Genomic DNA, 17,599 nt, shown 5'->3' with positions numbered 1-17,599 from the left:
CGATCTCCACTTGGCGTTGCTCTGGCTTGCATGCTCCATCATCTGCTTACGGCTTCTTCCTGGGTTTTGTTAGCCGCTCTTACACATCGACATCGCCGCGCAGTTGCGTGTTCTCGGCTTCACGCTTGCGGATGCGTTGCTGCTCAGCGGTGAGCGGCTTGCCGATACCAGGGCGGCCAGCGGCCTCTTCATCAGCCTGGGCCAGCCATCGCCGAACCGCCGTCTCGCCGAGCTTCATGTTGCGGCAGACATCGCCCACGCTCAAGCCCTGCTCGCGCATCATCTGCACGACTTGCAGCTTGCACTCCGCGTTGAATGTCCTTCGTTCTCTCTTGCTCATCGTCCTCGTCCAGGTGCATTACGCCTATCGAGGTGTCCGTGGAAATTAGACCAGCACAGTCTGTCATTGTTATGGATCGATCCGCGCGATTGGCATCCAGACGATATATGCCGGATAACGCACTATCCCGCGAAACACCTCCATATTGCCGCTGTGCGGAATTTCGACTGGTGCAGTGCTGCTCGCCTCTGCGATATACACACGCAGTCTTGGCCGTTTTGTAATTCAAAGTGTAGGTGACATTGCTGCGTGCCTGCTGGTTGACGTCAACGAGCTTTCCAGTTGCCAGGGTCAGGTTGTCGTCCAGGCGTTTCGCGTTGCGCGCCACGGCGTTGTAAAGGCAGTCCACCACTTGCGGACTGCGGTCGGACACGCGCGATTGCGAGTTCTCTTGCTGCAATACCAGCAATTGGCAGGTATTGCCCGAGACCTCGGCGGTAGCATAGCGGACGATAGCCACCGCATCGTCCTTGCCGTCGCCGGTCAGGGCGTGCCGCTTGAAGGCGAGGACATGGTCGTCCGGCTTGAGCAACGGCTGCAGCGAGGCTTCGTCGGTGAGCGCATCCTCCGCTGCGGGGGGCGGTGCCGGGTTCGCCACGCCTTCGGCGGAGGCGCTGGGCTCGGCCGGCGTCGGCGTGGCTTGCGCAGTCTGGCGGACGGCTGGCAGCCAGGCTCACGGCGAGCAGGAGGGGCAGGCCATATGGCATTGATGTCATTGAGGGTTTTTCTGGAGCTGCGTGTGCGTGACGCGCAGGGCTGAAGGACATGAGCAGCGCTACCGGCCGGTAGCGCTCGGCTGTTGATGGACTTGTAACAGCGCACTACTGAAAGAAACGTTGTGATGCAGGCTAAGATCGTCCAAGCAGCATATGGCCGTCTCACCGCATAATGTATCCATCCCCGCACGTCCGCGTGGAGCATTGAAGATCGCAGGATGCTGGTGATGTTAAAAGGTGTGCTGCTTGGTTTCGCCTGTTACGCGGCCTATTCGATCAGCGATGCGTTCGTGAAGCTGCTGGAAGGCACGTTGCCGGTCTATGAAGTGCTGTTCCTCGGCGCGTTGCTGATGCTGGTGGCAGTGCCGTTCCTGAAGAAGCCCGACGACTGCCTGCGCGACATGGTTATGGCCAAGCAACCCAGCTTGTGGCTGCTGCGTGCGCTCACTGGCGCGATTGGCAATCTGACTTCAGTAATTGCTTTCACCACCTTGCCGATGGCCGAGGCGTTCGCGCTGATCTTTTTGATGCCGATTTTCGTCACAGTGCTGTCGGTGGTGTTTCTTAAGGAAGACGTGCACTGGCGGCGTTGGTCGGCGGTGATCGTTGGATTCATCGGCGTGTTGATCGTATTGCGCCCGGGCTTTCGCCATCTCACCCAAGGGCATGTAGCCGCGATCGTGTGCGGCCTGGTCGGTGCGATCTCGGTCATCACCCTGCGCATGGCCGGCCACAGCGAAAAACGCCTGACCTTGTACGGCGCCGGGGTGATCGGCCCGTTGGTGATGGGCGGGATCATGATGTTGCCGACCTTTGTCTGGCCCACGCTGTATCAGTGGGGGCTGTTGGCCGGCTATGGGCTGCTTGCCGGCCTGGCGGCGATCTGCCTGATGTACGCCACGCGGATGGCACCGGTGAGTGTGGTTGCGCCAACGCAATACAGCCAGATGCTGTGGGCGATCGCCTTCGGCTACCTGCTGTTTCACGACCACCTGGACTGGCCGATGGCGGTCGGCATCGCGCTGATTCTGGGCGCGGGCCTGTTCACGCTGATCCGCGAAGAGCAGGTGTCGCGGTGGTGGCGGCGGACCAAGATTTTTTGAGGGCGGCGCTGTGCGCCGCGGGAATGGGGAGTCGGGAATGGGGAATCGGAGGGGCGCTGTGTCGAAATGTCGCGATGCGCTTGATGCTATTACGATTCCCGATTCCCGATTCCCGCTACGGCGCAGCAGATTCCTTGCGCGGTGCGCGCCAGGTTTCAGCGATGCGCGCATACTCGCCGCTGGCCTTGCTCAGGTGCAGCCACTGATCGACGTACGCTTTCCAGGCGTGGTCGTTGCGCGGTAGCAGAAAGGCTTTTTCGCCGTATTGCAGTGGCTGCTCCGGTGCGACCGCGCACAGGCCGGGCAGGCGTGCCTGCTGGTAGAGCGCTTCGGAGGCGTCGGTGATCATCACGTCAGCGCGTTGCTCCAGCAGCTCCTGAAAGATGGTGGTGTTGTCGGCGAACAGGCGTAGGCGCGCGCGCGGCAATTGGCGGCGTGCGAAGGCCTCGTTGGTGCCGCCGGGCGGCTCGATCAGGCGCACCTCGGGTCGATTGAGTTGCGCGATGCTGCGATACCGCGCCTGGTCGGCGCAGCGCACCAGCGGAATCTTGCCGTCCACATCCAGCACCGTGCTGAAACTGGCCTGGCGCTGCCGTTGCAAGGTGACCGAAATACCGCCGACGGCGATATCGCAGCGATTGGCGAGCAGGTCGGGCATCAGGTGCGGCCAGCTGGTGCGGACGACGTCCACGCGCGCGTCCAGGCTGCCGGCCAGCGATTGCGCCATGGCGATATCGCTGCCCTCGAACTGCCCGTCGGCACGCAGCAGCGAGTAGGGGCGATAGTCGCCGGTGGTGCAGACCCGCAGCACGCCGGACTGCAGCACTGCATCCAGCCGTGAGGCAGGCGCAGGCTCGGCCGCGTGTGCGATGCCGCAGCTCAGCAGGAACGCAAGGAAGATGCGAAAGCGCATGGCGTGGCCTCGAAGGGATGCGGCCATGATAGTCGCGGTCGGTGGGGCGTGGTCGACGTCAACGGCATGTCAGCACGATCCCGCCCGGGATCACGGGGTGGTAGCGCTGCAATGCGCACTGTCGGTGTTCCATTCGAACCGACCGGAGCCACCCCATGCAGCTCAATCCCCGCACTGCGCGTCCGATGACCACCGCCATTGCCGGCCTGTCGGCACACGGTACGCCCGATCCGGATACCAATGAAGAAGAGATCCCACTGGAAGAACAGACCCCGCAGCAGGGCGGTCTGCGCGAGGAGGTTGGCGATCTGGAAGAAGAAGACGATCGGGCATTGCCTGGCCGCGTTGGTGGCGGGCTTGCGGGTGGGTAATCACGGCTAACCAAGCTGGTGATCAGCCACCGGGTAAGCGCGGCCGGTATCGGGATTCTTTCAGCATCCGTTGGATATACCCAGGCAGGATGGTCGAGGGCGCGACGCCCTCATCGCTTGCAGGACACGCCGTGAATCCGTCCCTGGAGGCTCCGTGGCGGCATCCATGCCGCCACAGGGTCCCGCAAGCGACGAGGGCATCGCACCGGCCAACTTGGTCGTGTGCTGATGGGACTACCAAGCCGGCTGCGCACACTTATTGGTTAACGTAGTGGTTTTGCTTGGCTGTTTAGCCGTTTCAGGTGAATGTCGGCATTGCTGTCGCAGGCGAATGCTAGCGACCCGAATTCCGCATTAGACGGTTTGCGGATGGGTTTTCCTTACCAATCACGTCAAGGGAGCTGTACATGTCGCGTCAAGGGAACTGCGCATGCCCTGGTTCGAAGTACACCGGCTTGTTGCCGTTTTCGGGCAGCGCGGGGATCGTATCCAGGATGGCCTTGCCGCGGATATCGGTGATACGAATTGACAAGGGCTGGTTGCCGCGCTGCTCGCCGAGGAAGTGGTTGTAAGCCATCTTTTGCAGGCTCTTCCAGGTGCTGCCCTGTTTCACTTCGAACTTGACCACCGGGTAGGCGTGATTGCGCACCTGGATCGCGGCCCACCAGCGCGAGCTGCCTTCCTTGATGCGGTATTGCACATTGCCGGTGGTCGGCGCACGTACGATCTTCCAGCTGATCGGGATGCGTCCCTGCACCGTGTCGCCGATGGCCGCGAACGCGTTGGGCGATAGATCAAGGCCGCCCGATGCGCCTTCCGGATACAGGTCGGTGACGTACACGACGGTCTTGCCCTTGGGCCCGGTCACTTCCAGATATGCGCCGGCAAGCGCGGCCTTGACCCCGCCGAAGTTCATCTGGGTCGGGTTGAGCGCGGTGATGAAGGCATTGCTCGGAATCGGGTCCAGCAGCACCGCACCGCCGGAATAGCCGGAGCCGGTATAGGTGGCGGTGCCGGTGAAGGTGCTGCTCCAGCCGGTGGCCTTGCTGGCATCCGCTGCAGCGGCCGCCTTTGCCGACGGCGTGCCAGTGCTCGCGCCCGACAACCCCCAGGCCTGATGCAGGATCTGCAGCTTGTCGGCGCGCGGGTTGCCATCACTGGCGAGCAGGCCACCGTTGTTGGCATTGCCTACTTCCCAGCTGCCTAGGACGGCGCTGCTCATGCCGGTGTTGCTCAGATACCCGCTCAATGCGTGTTGCCATGCCCGGTCGCGTGGGTCGCCATCGCCCAGGCCGCCGCCGAGGCTGACCGGCAGCAACGCGTGATCGGCCGAGAATTGTCCGAAGTCGCGCTGCCAGCTCGCCGGCAGGTTGCGCGGAAAGTCGGCCGCTGCAAACGCGTCCGCCGCGTCGCGATCCGGCCCGGCCAGCTTCGGCATCAGCAGCAGATGTGTGGCCGGAATGCGCAGCGGCACGCAGGCGAGCGGCTGCATATTGCTGCCGGCGGCCTTGCGTGCGGAATCGCTGCATATCGCGTCGCTGCCCACGCCTCCCACTCCGATCACCCATGCCGGCGCCTGCTTCAGCACTGCGGCGGCTGCACGCGCGGCGATGCGGCTCCAGTCGGCATCTGCGATGTTGCCCGCCCAGTTGGCATTGCGGTAGCCGCTGCTGCCCAGGTCGATCCCGAGCACGCCAGCGGTGCTGCCGTAGCGGCGCGCGAGCATGCTCAGGCCATCCGTCCAGGCGTTGTGCTGCGCGCCCAGCTGCGGCGCCGCGTCGTCGCAACCGCCATCGGCAAAGGCGAGCAGCACCTGCATGCCGCGTTGGGTGCTGGCGCGCACCACGGCGTCGAGCAGCTGCAGGGAATTCAGGCCGCGCAGTGCTGGGTCGCCGGCCACATCGGCGGCGGCCACCGATCCGGCTTGCAGGGTCGCTGCGCAGATCGGTACACGCACGGTATTGATGTCCGATGCCTGCATCTGATCCAGCAGCTGCTGCAGCGTAATGCTGCGCAGTCCGGTGGCCACCCGCGCTGCCCGATCGAAGCCGGGCCAGGTCACGCCGCGCACCTGCAGCGCCTGGCCGCGCGCATCGGTGAGGTGTCCGCGTGTATCGACCTGCACGGCCAGCGCGGTCAGGGGGGTGAGTAACGCCAGGCCAAGCAGCAGATGAGAACGGGAGCGCATGGGAGTGTCCTGAGGGATGGCCCGCGCAGTAGACCAGCGATTGTCATGTGCGGTCCGTGCGCCGGGTCAAGGAAGCGGGCAGAAGTGTGGGAGCTGCGGCAGGCAAGCGGCCGCACTGGAATGGGGATCGCTGTTTGTGCGAGATGCCGCGCCGTCGTTGTCGGTGGTGCGAGCTGATGCATTGGCGGCTATCGGGGACCATGCTGCTTCGCGCTGGTGACGGAGTTAACGGCAGGCATGGTGCGGACCTGGTCGCAAGGCTGTGCTCTTGCCCCTGCAGTGCGTGTGCGTGCGCCGTGCGAGCGGACAGCGTTGCAACGCGCAGGCACCAGGCAGAGGGCGACGACTGCTCCGGCGATGCGTTGCGCGCATCACCAACGGCTGCGGTTCCTCGATCACGGCAGCGACGGACGCCTGGCTAGACGGCGCACCACCATGGGGCAAGCCGGCCACCATGCGCCGGCGCACGCTGCGGCCTACCCGGCGTCGCTGTGCAAACCGCTGGTGCGCGCTGCCGTGATCTCGTATTTTTGACGGCTTGTTCACTTGCCGGTGCCGTGCCCCATGTCTGACCCGTCCGCGCCCGATCATCTGCAACGTAGTCTCTCCAATCGCCACCTGCAGTTGATCGCCATCGGGGGCGCGATCGGCACAGGGCTGTTCATGGGCTCTGGCAAAACGATCAGTCTGGCCGGGCCGTCGATCCTGTTCGTCTATCTCATCATCGGCGCGATGCTGTTCTTCGTGATGCGCGCGATGGGCGAGCTGCTGCTGTCCAACCTGGAGTACAAGTCCTTCATCGACTTCTCCACCGATCTGCTCGGGCCGTGGGCCGGATTCTTCTGCGGATGGACGTACTGGTTCTGCTGGATCATCACCGCCATCGCCGATGTCATCGCGATTGCGGCCTACGCGCAGTTCTGGTTTCCGGGGTTGGCGCCTTGGATTCCGGCGATTATGTGCGTGCTGTTGTTGCTGAGCTTGAACCTGGTGACGGTAAAGCTGTTCGGGGAAATGGAATTCTGGTTCGCGCTGATCAAGATCATCGCCATCGCCGCGTTGATCATCACCGGCGCCGGCCTGGTCGCGTGGGGCTTCCGTTCGCCGTCCGGCAATGTGGCGTCACTATCGAATCTGTGGAACGACGGCGGCATGTTCCCGATGGGCATCGGCGGGTTCTTCGCCGGGTTCCAGATCGCGGTGTTCGCGTTCGTCGGTATCGAGCTGGTGGGCACCACCGCTGCAGAAACCTTCGATCCGCGCCGCAATCTGCCCAAGGCGATCAACTCGATCCCGGTACGTATCCTGATCTTCTATGTGCTGGCACTGATCGCGATCATGGCGGTGACGCCGTGGCGGCAGGTGGTGGCCGACAAGAGCCCGTTCGTGGAGCTGTTCGTGTTGGCGGGCGTGCCGGCGGCGGCGAGTCTGATCAACTTCGTGGTGCTGACCTCGGCAACGTCTTCGGCAAATAGCGGCATCTTCTCCACCAGCCGCATGCTCTACGGCCTGGCCGAAGAGCAGCACGCGCCGACGGGCTTCGCCAAGCTGTCGCGTGCGGCGGTGCCGGCGCGTGCTTTGCTGTTTTCCTGCGTGTGCCTGTTGCTGGGTGCGATGCTGGTGTATCTGATTCCCAATCTGGTCACCGCGTTTACGCTGGTCACCACGTTGTCGGCGGTGCTCTTCATGTTCGTGTGGTCGCTGATTCTGTGCGCCTATATCGCGTACCGGCGCAAGCGCCCGGAGCAGCACGCGGCCTCGGCGTTCAAGATGCCTGGCGGGGTGTTGATGTGCTACGTGTGCCTGGCGTTCTTCGCCTTCGTCATCGTGCTGCTGACCTTGCAGGCCGACACCCGCCAAGCCCTGCTGGCCAGCCCGGTGTGGTTTTTGATCCTTGCTGTCGGCTACGGGATCAAGCGGCGAGCGGTACCAAGGCACTGAATCTGCATGCGTGCCTGTCAGCAATGCGCTGTGACGTGCGGCGGTCGTCGCACGTCTGTGCTCGGCGTCATTCGAGTGATCTGATGCGCGCGCAGAACTGACCATGCTCCTGGCACGATCACGGATCGATCAGGTCGCGCACGGATCAAATCGAACGTCCTAGGCGTCGTCCTTGGTTCCGCTCGGCGCTGGTGCCGCCTTCTGCACTGCGCCCGGTTGATTTTGCAGCGCGACGGGCTCTTTTTTTAACCATTTCGGCGTGACCTCCAAGCCGTATTGCTTGAAGATGTCAGCGACCTGGGCAAGATGCTCGGGCGTGCGATCCGCATACTCGCTGAAGCGGCCAGAATCGTTATCGATGCACAGCTCGCCGTGTGCGTCGTAATAGAGCGTGCCGCAGATGCGGGCCTCGGGTATCTGGCGATTGCTTTGCCAGGGTTCCTGCCATGGCTGACCCCCGACCAGGGTGACGTGGCCTTGTGCGAATGGCTGTTTCTTTTTGCGTGCCTGCTTGGTCGTCATCGGCTCATCCAGTGTCACGTCCGGATGCACCACGCCGATTACCAAGCTGCCGTTCTTGGCGATGTTCCATTTGTATTCGACGTTCTTCTTGCGTAGATCGTCCAGCCGCAACCGCTGCGTGAGCGACGCTTTCGAGGTGGCTGCAGGGTCTTTTTCGGTCTGAGCATGGAACGTCGGCGTGCTCTTGATGCTGTGTATCTGGTCGCTGCGCAGGTTGAATTGCGCAGCCAGCGCGGACGCATCGCTGCGACCTTCGGTTCCCAGCGCCGGCGCGGTGGAGACGAACAGGCGAGTCTGATTAATTTTCACCCGCGGGCCGCCGTCGGCGAGACCGTCTATTTCCTGCTTCTGGATCGGCGTTCTGTGGACGATCCCTTGCTCGGTCTCAAGCAGCTTTCCGCGCGCCGGCTGGGCGCTGCCGAACAGCGCGTCAAGGCGTGCGCTGTCTGTTGGGAATGCCGCTACGGACGCTGCAGCTGACTTGCTGCGGCGCAGGCGTGGCAACGGGTCGAGTGGCCCGCCGGGGGGGCGCTGCGCCACCTTGGGGGACTTGGGGGGCCTGCGGCAGATCGACGCCATCTGGTGCTATGTGTGTTGTCGGGGAAATGGTCGCGGAGACTTTCATGTGAGTGCTCTAGTGGGCCAGAGCACACACTGTCGGACAGATCTGTGCGCCTGCGCTGGCACGATGCCGAATTGATGCGGCACTCGGCGAAACAGGGCAACAAGCCATTGCCAACAAGGAAGGTAAGGCATCGGTGGTTATGGAGCTGACTGGTACTGCGCTGCTGCAGCAGCAACAGACGGTCTTGCCTGCACTGGCGTTGACGCTGGATTGGACGCGGAGGATGCTTGGCTGTCGATTCGCAACCAAACGCTCCCGCATGATGACGATTCATCCGATTGCCGGAACCCACCACACGCAAGCGTGCTGGGTCGACCTGTGCCAGGCCAGCACGCAGGAGTTGGCGCAAGCCGAAGAAAAGGTGGGATTTGCGCTGCCGGATCGCGCGGCGATCGGCGAGATCGAATTCAGCAGCCGGGTGCGGCGCGAGGGCGAGGTGCTGTTTCTCAATGCGCCGCGGTTTCAGGACGACGATGGCCCGATCGCGCCGCTGGGCTTTGCGGTGTAGCCGACCATGTTGGTGACTTTGCGCGAGCAGCGCGTGGGCTCGCTGGATGCGGTGGCTGCGCGTCTTGCGCACGAGCCCTGTCACAGCGCCGACGATTTGCTGCTGCGCATGTTCGACCAGTTGGTGGGACGCGTGGCAGACCGGCTGGAATCGCTGGAAGACGAAGTCACCGACACCACCCGGCAGGTGTTCGACAACCCGCACAAGACCAAGGACCTGGAGCGCATGTTGCATCAAGTCGGTGGCATGGGCCGCCGCATGGGCGGGCTGCACAATGCAGGCCAGGGCCTGCTGCGTCTGCTCACCTATCTGGATGGCGCAGCGCCGGACTGGTTCGGCGACGATGCGGGCAAACGGATCGGATTGCTGCACAAGGATCTGACCACCTTGAGCGAGTTTCAGCAGCACATGGACGACCGCATCGAGTTCCTGCTCGACAGCGTGCTGGGCATGATCAACATGGACCAGAACAATGTGATGAAGGTGATGGCGGTGGCGTCGGTGGTCGGCATCCCGCCCACGGTGCTGGTCGGCATCTGGGGCATGAATTTCGCCTACATGCCCTAGCTCAAGTGGCACGACGCGTATTATTGGGCGTTGGGCGTGATCGTGCTGAGCATGGTGGTTCCGCTGGCGTGGTTCCGTCGACGCGGTTGGGTGTGATGCGGCCCAGGGCAAGCGCTATCTGGTCGTGGCCATCGATAAAACGTCAAAATTTGCGCTCACCGAACTGCACGCCTCGGCCAACAAGATGGTTGCAGCGCAATTCCTGCGCAATGTGATCCAGGCGGTGCCCTATGCTCTGCAGACGGTGCTGACGGATAACGGCATCCAGTTCACCAACCGAATTCTCGACCGCTATGGCTTCGTGCCTCTCTTCGGTCGCGTCTGCAAGGGAGCACCGCATCCAAACCGCTTGACCAAGGTCAAGCGTCCCTAGACCAACGGGCAGGTCGCGCGGATGAACCGGACCATCTGGCAAGCCACTATCAAACGCGTCCACTCCCACGATCACGCGCACCTGCGCGAGCATCTGGCCAACTTTATCGACGCCTATACCTTCGGTCGCAGGCTCAACGCACTGAAGGGTCAGACACCGTACGAATTTATCTGCAAGCAGTGGACATCCGAACCCGAACGGTTCACGGTGGATCGGATCCAGCTCATGCCGGGACTGAACACGTCAGTCACCTTGAAGACTGCGCTATGCGCGCACTCGTTTCCGTCGGTTCATGACGCAATGTTCTGATTCGTAAAGCGAAAACGTGGGGATACCTCAGCGTCGGGATTGAGATGCGCTGGAGAAACGGCAAAGCACGTGGCCCTGGCGAATCCTACTCACGGCTTATCCAGCGGCGCTGGGCGCTAGGTATGGCGAATGCGCTCCCGGCGTAGCAAATACAGCCCGCTGGCCACGACGATGCCGGCGCCGGCCCAGGTCCAGCTGTCTGGCAGGGTCTGCCACAGCAGCCAGTCCCAGCCAATCAGCCAGACCAGGCCGGTGTATTCCAGCGGCGCGATCATCGACGCTTCGCCGCGTAAGTCTGCCCCAGCGCCCCGGCCAGGCCCATGCCTGCGATCAACCAGGCGTGCCCACCCTGCAACGGCACCCAGCCGGGAATGGCCAGCAGTGCTGCGCCGATCGCCATGAGCAACAGAAACCACACCACCATCGCTTGCGGGGTGTCGGTACGGGTCAACAAGCTCACCGTGATTGCCGCGATGGCGTAGGCAGTGGCCGCCAGCAGCACCATCAGGCCGGGCAGCGAGAGCAACCCGTCCACGCCGGGGCGCAGCACCACGATCACCCCGACCAGGCCGATTGCAATGGCCGTCCAGCGCCGCGGCCCGACATGCTCGCCCAGCAGCGGTACCGACAGCGCCGCCACCAGCAATGGCGCCACAAAATACAGCGTGTAGGCGGTGGACAACGGCATGCGCTTCAAGCCGTACACGAAGCAGACGATCATCGCCATGCCCAGCACCCCGCGCAGCAGATGCAGCCCCCAGCGCACCGGCACGATCGAACGCGGGCCGGCCGTGGCGAACACCCACACCAGCACGAACGGCAGCGATGCGGCGCCACGCAACAAGGTGACCTGCAGCGGTGGGTAATGCGCCGACAGCAGCTTCGTTCCCGCATCCATCAGCGAGAAGCAGGCGACGGCCGCCACCATCCAGGCGATGGCGGGAGGCGGAGAACGGGTGGTGGGCATGGCGCATTATCGCTGCGCCTGCGCGCCGGCCGCCGAAACCCGCTGGACAGTGCCCGCGACGCGATGCCCTGAGCACGATGGCCTAGAATGGCGGCTGTTTTCAGCTAGCAGGAGCATTGCATGCCTTCCTTCGACGTGGTGTCCGAAGTCGACAAACACGAACTGACCAATGCGGTGGATCAAGCCAACCGCGAACTGGATACGCGCTTCGATTTCAAGGGCGTGGAGGCCAGGTTCGCGCTGGAAGACGACAAAGTGATCAACCAGTCCGCGCCCAGCGATTTCCAGGTCAAGCAGATGACCGACATCCTGCGCGCGCGCCTGCTGGCACGCGGCATCGACGTGCGTTGCCTGGAGTTCGGCGAGATGGAAACCAATCTGGCAGGTGCGCGCCAGAAAGTCACCGTCAAGCAGGGCATCGAGCAGAAGCAGGCCAAGCAGTTGGTCGCCAAGTTGAAGGAAGCCAAGCTCAAGGTCGAAGCGCAGATCAACGGCGACAAGCTGCGCGTGAGCGGCAAGAAGCGCGACGATCTGCAGGATGCGATGGCGCTGTTGAAAAAGGCCGATTTCGAGCTGCCGCTGCAGTTCGACAACTTCCGCGACTGATCCGGCCATCGACAGCACTGATCTCAAGCCAGGCAATGCCGCACGCTGCCACTGGCAACATGCGGCGCAGACACCCACGCCGCTTGCGCTGCTTTACCTGCACGGGTTCACCGCCAGCCCGGGCGAAATCGGCGACCTGCCCGAACAGATGGCCGATGCGCTGGCGGCCAATCTACCCGTGCATCGTTGGCCCGGTCATGGACGTAGTGCGGCCGATGCGATGCAAGGACTCACGCCTGCCGCGTTGCAGGCCTCGGCAGTGGAGGCATTTGCGCAGGCGCAGCGGATGGGCGAGCGCGTGTCAATCGTCGGCTCGTCGATGGGCAGCACGCTGTGTTGATGGCTTGCAGCGCAACAGCCCGACGCGGTGGCTGCGGTCATCGCATGGTCGCCAGGCATCCGGCCTGCCGACCCTGCACTGCTCGATCAGGTCTGCGCGGCGCAGTCACCACTGACCGATCCACGCCCGCGCACCGCCGCCTGCTTGGCGTTCTGGTCTCAGACCATCCATTCGGACGGATACCGCGCGCTGCGCAGTCTGTTCGAGCGCGTGGCCGCAGACCCTCCGTGGTCGCGTGTGCACTACCCGGTGTTTGTTGGCTACTACCGCGCGGCCAACGGCGAGGAAGATCCAACCGCGTCGGTGCCGGCGATGCTGGCCATGTTCGATGCGCTCGGCACCGCACCAGGCAGCAAACAGGCGATGGCGTCCGACACGCGCATGCGATCTGGTCGCCACACAAGACCCCGCATGCTGATGCGGTTGCACAGGCATCGATCGCGTTTGTGCGCGAGCATGTGGCCGCTGCTACGCACATCCAGACTCGATGGACCAGCGGCAAAAAGGCCGAGTTGCAAGTTCCAAATACAGCGCGCGACACCATCGGTCGCGCCTGCTTGATCAGGCAACCCGCACAACCGCACGCGGGCCGCGAAAACACCGATCGCATACACTGGCGCTCCATCACGCCGCCGCCACGATGACGTCCACGCCCTCCACGCTTGATCCGTTGACCGCCACCCGCCAGTGGATCGAGCGCGCGGTGATCGGTTTGAACCTGTGCCCGTTCGCCAAGGCGGTCTACGTCAAGGAGCAGGTGCGGCTGGTACTCAGCGACGCCAGCACGCCCGAAGCGCTGCTGGAACAACTGGCCGAAGAACTGGTGTTGCTGCGCGACACTCCCGCCGAGCAGATCGACACCACCTTGATCGTGCATCCGGACGTGCTCACCGATTTTCTGGACTATAACGACTTCCTCGACAACGCCGATGCGGCCGTGGAAGCGCTCGATCTGGACGGCGTGTTGCAGGTGGTCAGCTTCCATCCGGACTATCAGTTCGCAGGTGCGGCCGTGGAGGATGTGGCCAACTTCACCAACCGCTCGCCCTTCCCCACCTTGCACCTGCTGCGCGAAGACAGCGTAGAGCGTGCGGTGGCCGCCTTCCCCGACCCGGACGTGATTGTCGAGCGCAATATCGAGACGCTGCAACGCCTGGGCCAGGACGGCTGGGAACGTCTGTTGAACGCATCAACCCACTGATAAGCCGATACGCGGCGCGCGCAGCGGCGCCGCCGATGCAGCAACTGCCAGCACGCGTATCTTGCTGCGACAACCACAACGCACGCGTTACAGTGCCGACCAACGTCACTGACGCGACGCTCCAATGACCTTGATTCCCGATGTTTCAGCATGGAACCCATCCCCGCTGCAGGACCGCGTGGTGGTGATCACCGGTGGCGCGCAAGGCATTGGTCGCGGCATTGCGCAGGCGGTACTGGGCGCAGGCGGCAGCGTGGTGATCGGCGATCTGGATGCCGATGCCGGCAAGGCCTGTCTGAACGCGTGGGCACTGCCGCAACGCAGCGCCTTCGTACGTTGCGACGCCGCGCGCGAACCCCAGGCAACGCGCTTGATCGCCACCGCACTCAAACGCTTCGGGCGACTCGATGGCCTGGTCAACAATGCCGGCGTGGCCGATCCGCATGTCGCGCCATTGCCGCAACTGGAGTGGGACGAGTGGAATCGCCGGTTATCGAGCCTGCATGGCGCTTTTTTGTGCAGCAAGCAGGCCTTGCCCGCCTTGGCGCACGCCCAGGGCGGCGGTGCGATCGTCAATATCGCTTCCACCCGCGCCTGGCAATCGGAGCCGCATAGCGAAGCTTATGCCGCCGCCAAGGGTGGCCTGGTTGCGTTTACGCATGCATTGGCGCTGAGCGAAGGCCCGCAGGTGCGCGTCAACAGCATCAGCCCGGGGTGGATCAGCACCGATGCCTGGCGTGCACCGCAACGCAGACGGACGCCCAAGCTGTCGCGTCGCGACCATACCCAGCATCCGGCCGGACGCGTGGGCACGCCGGAAGACATCGCGCAGTTGGCGGTGTATCTGCTGTCGCCGCAGCTGTCCGGCTTTGTGACCGGGCAGGATTTCATCGTCGATGGCGGGATGTCGCGCAAGATGCAGTACGTCTGAGGGTCTGTAGCGCAGCTTGCTTACTTCAGCCCGTGCATAGCGAAGATCACCGCCTGCGGCGTAACGGCAGCGCCGATCAGGCCTGCTCGCTACGGCCGAACAACACCTCAAGATCGGCAGCTTCCAGCGTGCGCCATTGCCCGGACGCCAGACCGGCCAGCGATAGCCCGCCGATGCGGCTGCGATGCAGCGCCACCACATGATTGCCGGCGGCGGCGAACATGCGCCGCACCTGGTGATAGCGGCCCTCGTGCAAGGTCAGGCGCGCTTGGCGTGGGCCGAGCACGTCCAGTTCAGCCGGCAGCAATGGGTTGGTTTCGCCTTCCAGCAACAGCCTACCGCTGGAAAACAGCGCGGCTTCATCGCCACGCAAGTCCTCGGCCAGGGTGATGTCGTAGACCTTGTCCAATGCGGATTTGGGCGAAATGATCCGGTGCAGCAGCGCGCCATCGTCGGTCATCAGCAACATGCCGCTGGTCTCGCGATCCAGCCGCCCCACCGGCGCCAGCACCGGTGCGCGCGAACGGAAGCGCAGCGGCAGCAGTTCGTAGATCAGCCGGCCGGTGTCCTTGGTCGAGCAGGTGTAGCCGCTGGGTTTGTGCAGCAACAGACTGAAACCCGGCGGCGGATCCAGCGGTTGGCCATCGAGACGGATCGCGTCGTGCTCCACCTGGTCGTCGGCATACAACACCTCGCCCTGGACATCGGTGACCGCGCCCTGGCGAAACAGCTGGGTCACCTGCTTGCGGCTGCCATAGCCCAGATTGGCAATGTGCTTGACCAGCTTCATGCGGGCGCTCCACGGCCGCGGATGGCGGAGATCAGTTTGAAACCGTCACGTTCGGCGGCCACGCGCACTTGCCCGAAGCTTTCGTTGAGCACGTATTCGTAGGGCAGATGCCGATTGGCGACCAGCAACAGCTGGCCGCCCGGACGCAACGCCTGCGCGGCCACCGAGATGAAGCGCTGACCGATATCCGGGCGATCGGCACGCGAGGGCGTGTGAAACGGCGGATTGCTGACGATGAAGTCGTACTGCGCCACTAGGCCAGCGGTCACGTCGCGCCAGTGGTACTGCAGCTGCGCCGGATGCGCGATGGCCTGCAGATTGCGCTGCGCCAGGTTGAGCGCGCGCGCCTCGGCCTCGTACAGATCCAGCGCGGTGACCTTGGGGCAACGCGCCAGCACTTCGGCTGACAGATAGCCAAAGCCCGCACCCAGATCGGCGCCGTGCCCTGCCAGGGTGGTCGGCAGATGCTCAACCAGCAAAGCGGATGCAGGATCGATGCGATCCCAGGCAAACACGCCCGGGCGGCTGACGAAGCGCCCGTCCAGAATCTTGCGCGGTGCATCCAGCGCGGCCCAACGCGCTTGCAGCGCCGCGTCGGTGTCGGCAGGCAACGGGGCGCTCCAATACGTGCGGCAATGGTGCTTGGTCAGGCTGCTGGCCAGGCCGGTGAGCTGACGCAGATCGGCTTCGCCCGAGCGCGCGCCTTCATTGTTGGACTGGCAGGCCACCAAGCATCCACCCGGCGCGGTCAGCGCCACCGCACGCGCAAACAACGCACGCGCTTCTTCGCGCTGACGCGGCGGCAGTACCAGCACCAGTGCGTAGCGGGTGCTGTCGGCTTCGATGTCGCTCTCTTCGCGCAGGTTCCAGCCGCTGCGCTCCAGCGCCTCGGCGAAGGGCTGAAAGCTCTGCTCGCAGGTCAGCATGTCGGCGGCGGCGTGCTCACTCAGCGCAAAGCCATCGCGCGCGCGCAGGAACAACACCGGGCCGTTGGGCCACGGCAGCACGCCTTGGGCGAAGGGCAGGAACAGGGTTTGAAGCGGGGCGTCGTGCGAGCCAGCCATCGGATCATCGGGTCGGGAACAGGCGGCCATTGTAAGGGACCGGTACCGGCTGCCCGGCGTCGCCGTTCACTGGGAGCTCTCAATTGCGCCGATCTTGATTGAGCGAGTCAGAAGCTTAGTCGGTCGAGGGCGCGGTGCCCTTGCCGCTCGCGGGACACGCCGCAAGTACGTCCCTGTAGGCTCGGTGGCGGCATCCATGCCGCCACACGGTCCCGCAAGCGGCAAGGACACCGCACCAGAGAGTCTGCTGGTTGCTTTGTTGAAAACATGGACACCGACCTTCTCGACTGGTCCTTGCCCGCTCACCGTCGCGGGACCTTACGCGGCATGGATGCCGCGTAAGCGCTTACAAGGACGTACTTGCAGCGTGTCTCGCGATGGTGGGCGGGCAAGGGCCCTGCAGCAAACCCGCAAATCAGCCGCCCTGCAATCGACTCGCCGGCTGCTTTGCTTAAAACCATGCACACCGACCATCTCAACTGGTCCTTGCCCGCTCACCGTCGCGGGACCTTACGCGGCATGGATGCCGCGTAAGAGCTGACAAGGACGTACTTGCGGCGTGTCCCGCGATGGTGGGCGGGCAAGGACCCTGCAGCCAGCCTGCAGATCAGCCGCTCTGCAGCGAAAACCCAGATCAGCCGCTCTGCAATAAACCGGCGTGAAGTAGTTTTATCAGCCACTCCGAGCCAACTGCAATTGCGTGACCTGGCAACGACATGCCTTCCACTGTCTATACGGACTATTGATGCGCACGCAACATCTGCCCGCCTAGGCTGAAAGCACGCCCACACAGGAGAGATGCGATGCGAGCCTTGTTCGTAGGTGGAGTTGTAGACAACAGCGAAATGGATCTGGACGACACCCCGCCACCGATGCATTACCCCGAAAACACCGGCGCCGGCCGGCCGCGTTATCGCCTGCATCAAGTGGGTGAGCGCGACGATGGCAGCGTGGCATACGCGGTTTACGGCGCACCGGAAATGGCCGATGACGACATCAGCCGGATCACCGAAGAGCGTGGCTACGCGCGTCGTTTCAGTGCTTCGCCAGAGGCGCCGCGCTGATCGTGTTTGCGTGAGAGTGCGCAGGGCAATGGGACGCGCATGAAAAAACCGGGCCTGGGCCTGGGGTTTCCCCACGTTTCCCCGAGATAGATCAGCTGGTTGCACCCGGATCGTGTAGAAACAAGTGCGCGCATGGCGCAGTCTTCAAGGTGACTAAGCC

Annotated in this window: 11 protein-coding genes and 7 pseudogenes; 10 read left to right on the top strand and 8 right to left on the bottom strand. The window is 63.7% G+C overall.

Features of this window, described 5'->3' with window-relative positions; all coding sequences use genetic code 11:
- Positions 1–91 precede the first annotated feature (91 nt).
- Positions 92–340, bottom strand: a pseudogene (locus tag XpopCFBP1817_RS13755) (transposase); the annotation flags it as partial.
- Between the two features lie 943 nt (positions 341–1,283).
- On the opposite strand from XpopCFBP1817_RS13755, the gene XpopCFBP1817_RS13745 reads away from it, so the two are divergent.
- Positions 1,284–2,159: a DMT family transporter gene (locus tag XpopCFBP1817_RS13745; RefSeq protein WP_167393936.1), complete on the top strand. Its 876-nt coding sequence runs from the start codon at positions 1,284–1,286 to the stop codon at positions 2,157–2,159.
- 115 nt (positions 2,160–2,274) lie between these two features.
- Here the strand turns inward: XpopCFBP1817_RS13745 and XpopCFBP1817_RS13740 are convergent, their stop codons facing one another.
- Positions 2,275–3,072, bottom strand: coding sequence for a transporter substrate-binding domain-containing protein (locus XpopCFBP1817_RS13740; RefSeq protein ID WP_128417552.1), 798 nt, complete (start codon positions 3,070–3,072; stop codon positions 2,275–2,277).
- A 155-nt stretch (positions 3,073–3,227) separates the two neighbouring features.
- Between XpopCFBP1817_RS13740 and XpopCFBP1817_RS13735 the strand changes: the two genes are divergently transcribed.
- Complete coding sequence (locus tag XpopCFBP1817_RS13735; protein ID WP_104597816.1) at positions 3,228–3,443, top strand: hypothetical protein; 216 nt, start codon at positions 3,228–3,230, stop codon at positions 3,441–3,443.
- A gap of 415 nt (positions 3,444–3,858) precedes the next feature.
- Here XpopCFBP1817_RS13735 and XpopCFBP1817_RS13730 read toward each other — a convergent pair whose 3' ends face one another.
- Entirely contained in the window at positions 3,859–5,631 is a 1,773-nt protein-coding gene (locus XpopCFBP1817_RS13730) for an expansin EXLX1 family cellulose-binding protein (RefSeq protein ID WP_128417551.1), read from the bottom strand.
- A 564-nt stretch (positions 5,632–6,195) separates the two neighbouring features.
- Between XpopCFBP1817_RS13730 and cycA the strand changes: the two genes are divergently transcribed.
- Positions 6,196–7,572, top strand: coding sequence for a D-serine/D-alanine/glycine transporter (gene cycA / locus XpopCFBP1817_RS13725; RefSeq protein WP_128417550.1), 1,377 nt, complete (start codon positions 6,196–6,198; stop codon positions 7,570–7,572).
- A gap of 159 nt (positions 7,573–7,731) precedes the next feature.
- On the opposite strand, the pseudogene xopV reads toward cycA, so the two are convergent.
- Positions 7,732–8,719, bottom strand: a pseudogene (gene xopV / locus XpopCFBP1817_RS13720) (XopV/AopV family type III secretion system effector).
- A gap of 259 nt (positions 8,720–8,978) precedes the next feature.
- Between xopV and XpopCFBP1817_RS13715 the strand changes: the two are divergent.
- A pseudogene (locus XpopCFBP1817_RS13715) lies at positions 8,979–9,890 on the top strand (CorA family divalent cation transporter).
- Positions 9,871–10,410 (top strand): annotated as a pseudogene (locus XpopCFBP1817_RS23090) (DDE-type integrase/transposase/recombinase); the annotation flags it as partial. The pseudogenes XpopCFBP1817_RS13715 and XpopCFBP1817_RS23090, both read left to right, overlap by 20 nt.
- Positions 10,411–10,592: 182 nt before the next feature.
- On the opposite strand, the pseudogene XpopCFBP1817_RS13700 reads toward XpopCFBP1817_RS23090, so the two are convergent.
- Positions 10,593–11,443: pseudogene (locus XpopCFBP1817_RS13700) on the bottom strand (DMT family transporter).
- Between the two features lie 120 nt (positions 11,444–11,563).
- Here XpopCFBP1817_RS13700 and XpopCFBP1817_RS13695 point away from each other — a divergent pair.
- The 4 genes and pseudogenes from XpopCFBP1817_RS13695 to XpopCFBP1817_RS13680 all read left to right on the top strand — a co-directional run bounded on the left by XpopCFBP1817_RS13695 (position 11,564) and on the right by XpopCFBP1817_RS13680 (position 14,521).
- Positions 11,564–12,049, top strand: a complete 486-nt coding sequence (locus XpopCFBP1817_RS13695) for a YajQ family cyclic di-GMP-binding protein (protein WP_128417547.1) — start codon at positions 11,564–11,566, stop codon at positions 12,047–12,049.
- A gap of 7 nt (positions 12,050–12,056) precedes the next feature.
- Positions 12,057–12,865 (top strand): annotated as a pseudogene (locus XpopCFBP1817_RS13690) (alpha/beta hydrolase); the annotation flags it as partial.
- A 164-nt stretch (positions 12,866–13,029) separates the two neighbouring features.
- Positions 13,030–13,590 (top strand): DUF1415 domain-containing protein, encoded by a 561-nt coding sequence (locus XpopCFBP1817_RS13685; RefSeq protein WP_128417546.1) that lies wholly within the window; start codon positions 13,030–13,032, stop codon positions 13,588–13,590.
- Positions 13,591–13,714: 124 nt separating this feature from the next.
- Positions 13,715–14,521: an SDR family oxidoreductase gene (locus XpopCFBP1817_RS13680; protein WP_128417545.1), complete on the top strand. Its 807-nt coding sequence runs from the start codon at positions 13,715–13,717 to the stop codon at positions 14,519–14,521.
- Positions 14,522–14,597: 76 nt separating this feature from the next.
- Here XpopCFBP1817_RS13680 and XpopCFBP1817_RS13675 read toward each other — a convergent pair whose 3' ends face one another.
- The 3 genes and pseudogenes from XpopCFBP1817_RS13675 to XpopCFBP1817_RS23085 all read right to left on the bottom strand — a co-directional run.
- Positions 14,598–15,311 carry a pseudouridine synthase gene (locus tag XpopCFBP1817_RS13675; protein WP_128417544.1) on the bottom strand — a complete coding sequence of 238 codons (714 nt, stop codon included), beginning with the start codon at positions 15,309–15,311 and terminating at the stop codon, positions 14,598–14,600.
- The gene (locus XpopCFBP1817_RS13670; RefSeq protein WP_128417543.1) at positions 15,308–16,375 is read right to left on the bottom strand and encodes a class I SAM-dependent methyltransferase; all 1,068 of its coding nucleotides are present in this window, start codon (positions 16,373–16,375) and stop codon (positions 15,308–15,310) included. Before XpopCFBP1817_RS13670 ends, XpopCFBP1817_RS13675 begins: the two co-directional genes overlap by 4 nt.
- 107 nt (positions 16,376–16,482) lie before the next feature.
- A pseudogene (locus XpopCFBP1817_RS23085) lies at positions 16,483–16,693 on the bottom strand (hypothetical protein); the annotation flags it as partial.
- A 485-nt stretch (positions 16,694–17,178) separates the two neighbouring features.
- Here XpopCFBP1817_RS23085 and XpopCFBP1817_RS13665 point away from each other — a divergent pair.
- Positions 17,179–17,439: a hypothetical protein gene (locus tag XpopCFBP1817_RS13665; RefSeq protein ID WP_082862103.1), complete on the top strand. Its 261-nt coding sequence runs from the start codon at positions 17,179–17,181 to the stop codon at positions 17,437–17,439.
- The last annotated feature ends 160 nt before the right edge of the window (positions 17,440–17,599 follow it).

This window comes from Xanthomonas populi (assembly GCF_002940065.1).
Taxonomy (GTDB): Bacteria; Pseudomonadota; Gammaproteobacteria; order Xanthomonadales; family Xanthomonadaceae; genus Xanthomonas; species Xanthomonas populi.
Note: the sequence above shows the minus strand (reverse complement) of the source record. Positions and strands in the feature narration are given on the sequence as shown.

What these genes read in the sequence shown, in the direction of transcription:
- XpopCFBP1817_RS13745 (WP_167393936.1), top strand. Translation starts at nt 1,284, where the DNA reads ATGTTAAAAGGTGTGCTGCTTGGTTTCGCCTGTTACGCGGCCTATTCG.
- XpopCFBP1817_RS13740 (WP_128417552.1), bottom strand. Translation starts at nt 3,072, where the DNA reads ATGCGCTTTCGCATCTTCCTTGCGTTCCTGCTGAGCTGCGGCATCGCA.
- XpopCFBP1817_RS13735 (WP_104597816.1), top strand. Translation starts at nt 3,228, where the DNA reads ATGCAGCTCAATCCCCGCACTGCGCGTCCGATGACCACCGCCATTGCC.
- XpopCFBP1817_RS13730 (WP_128417551.1), bottom strand. Translation starts at nt 5,631, where the DNA reads ATGCGCTCCCGTTCTCATCTGCTGCTTGGCCTGGCGTTACTCACCCCC.
- cycA (WP_128417550.1), top strand. Translation starts at nt 6,196, where the DNA reads ATGTCTGACCCGTCCGCGCCCGATCATCTGCAACGTAGTCTCTCCAAT.
- XpopCFBP1817_RS13695 (WP_128417547.1), top strand. Translation starts at nt 11,564, where the DNA reads ATGCCTTCCTTCGACGTGGTGTCCGAAGTCGACAAACACGAACTGACC.
- XpopCFBP1817_RS13685 (WP_128417546.1), top strand. Translation starts at nt 13,030, where the DNA reads ATGACGTCCACGCCCTCCACGCTTGATCCGTTGACCGCCACCCGCCAG.
- XpopCFBP1817_RS13680 (WP_128417545.1), top strand. Translation starts at nt 13,715, where the DNA reads ATGACCTTGATTCCCGATGTTTCAGCATGGAACCCATCCCCGCTGCAG.
- XpopCFBP1817_RS13675 (WP_128417544.1), bottom strand. Translation starts at nt 15,311, where the DNA reads ATGAAGCTGGTCAAGCACATTGCCAATCTGGGCTATGGCAGCCGCAAG.
- XpopCFBP1817_RS13670 (WP_128417543.1), bottom strand. Translation starts at nt 16,375, where the DNA reads ATGGCTGGCTCGCACGACGCCCCGCTTCAAACCCTGTTCCTGCCCTTC.
- XpopCFBP1817_RS13665 (WP_082862103.1), top strand. Translation starts at nt 17,179, where the DNA reads ATGCGAGCCTTGTTCGTAGGTGGAGTTGTAGACAACAGCGAAATGGAT.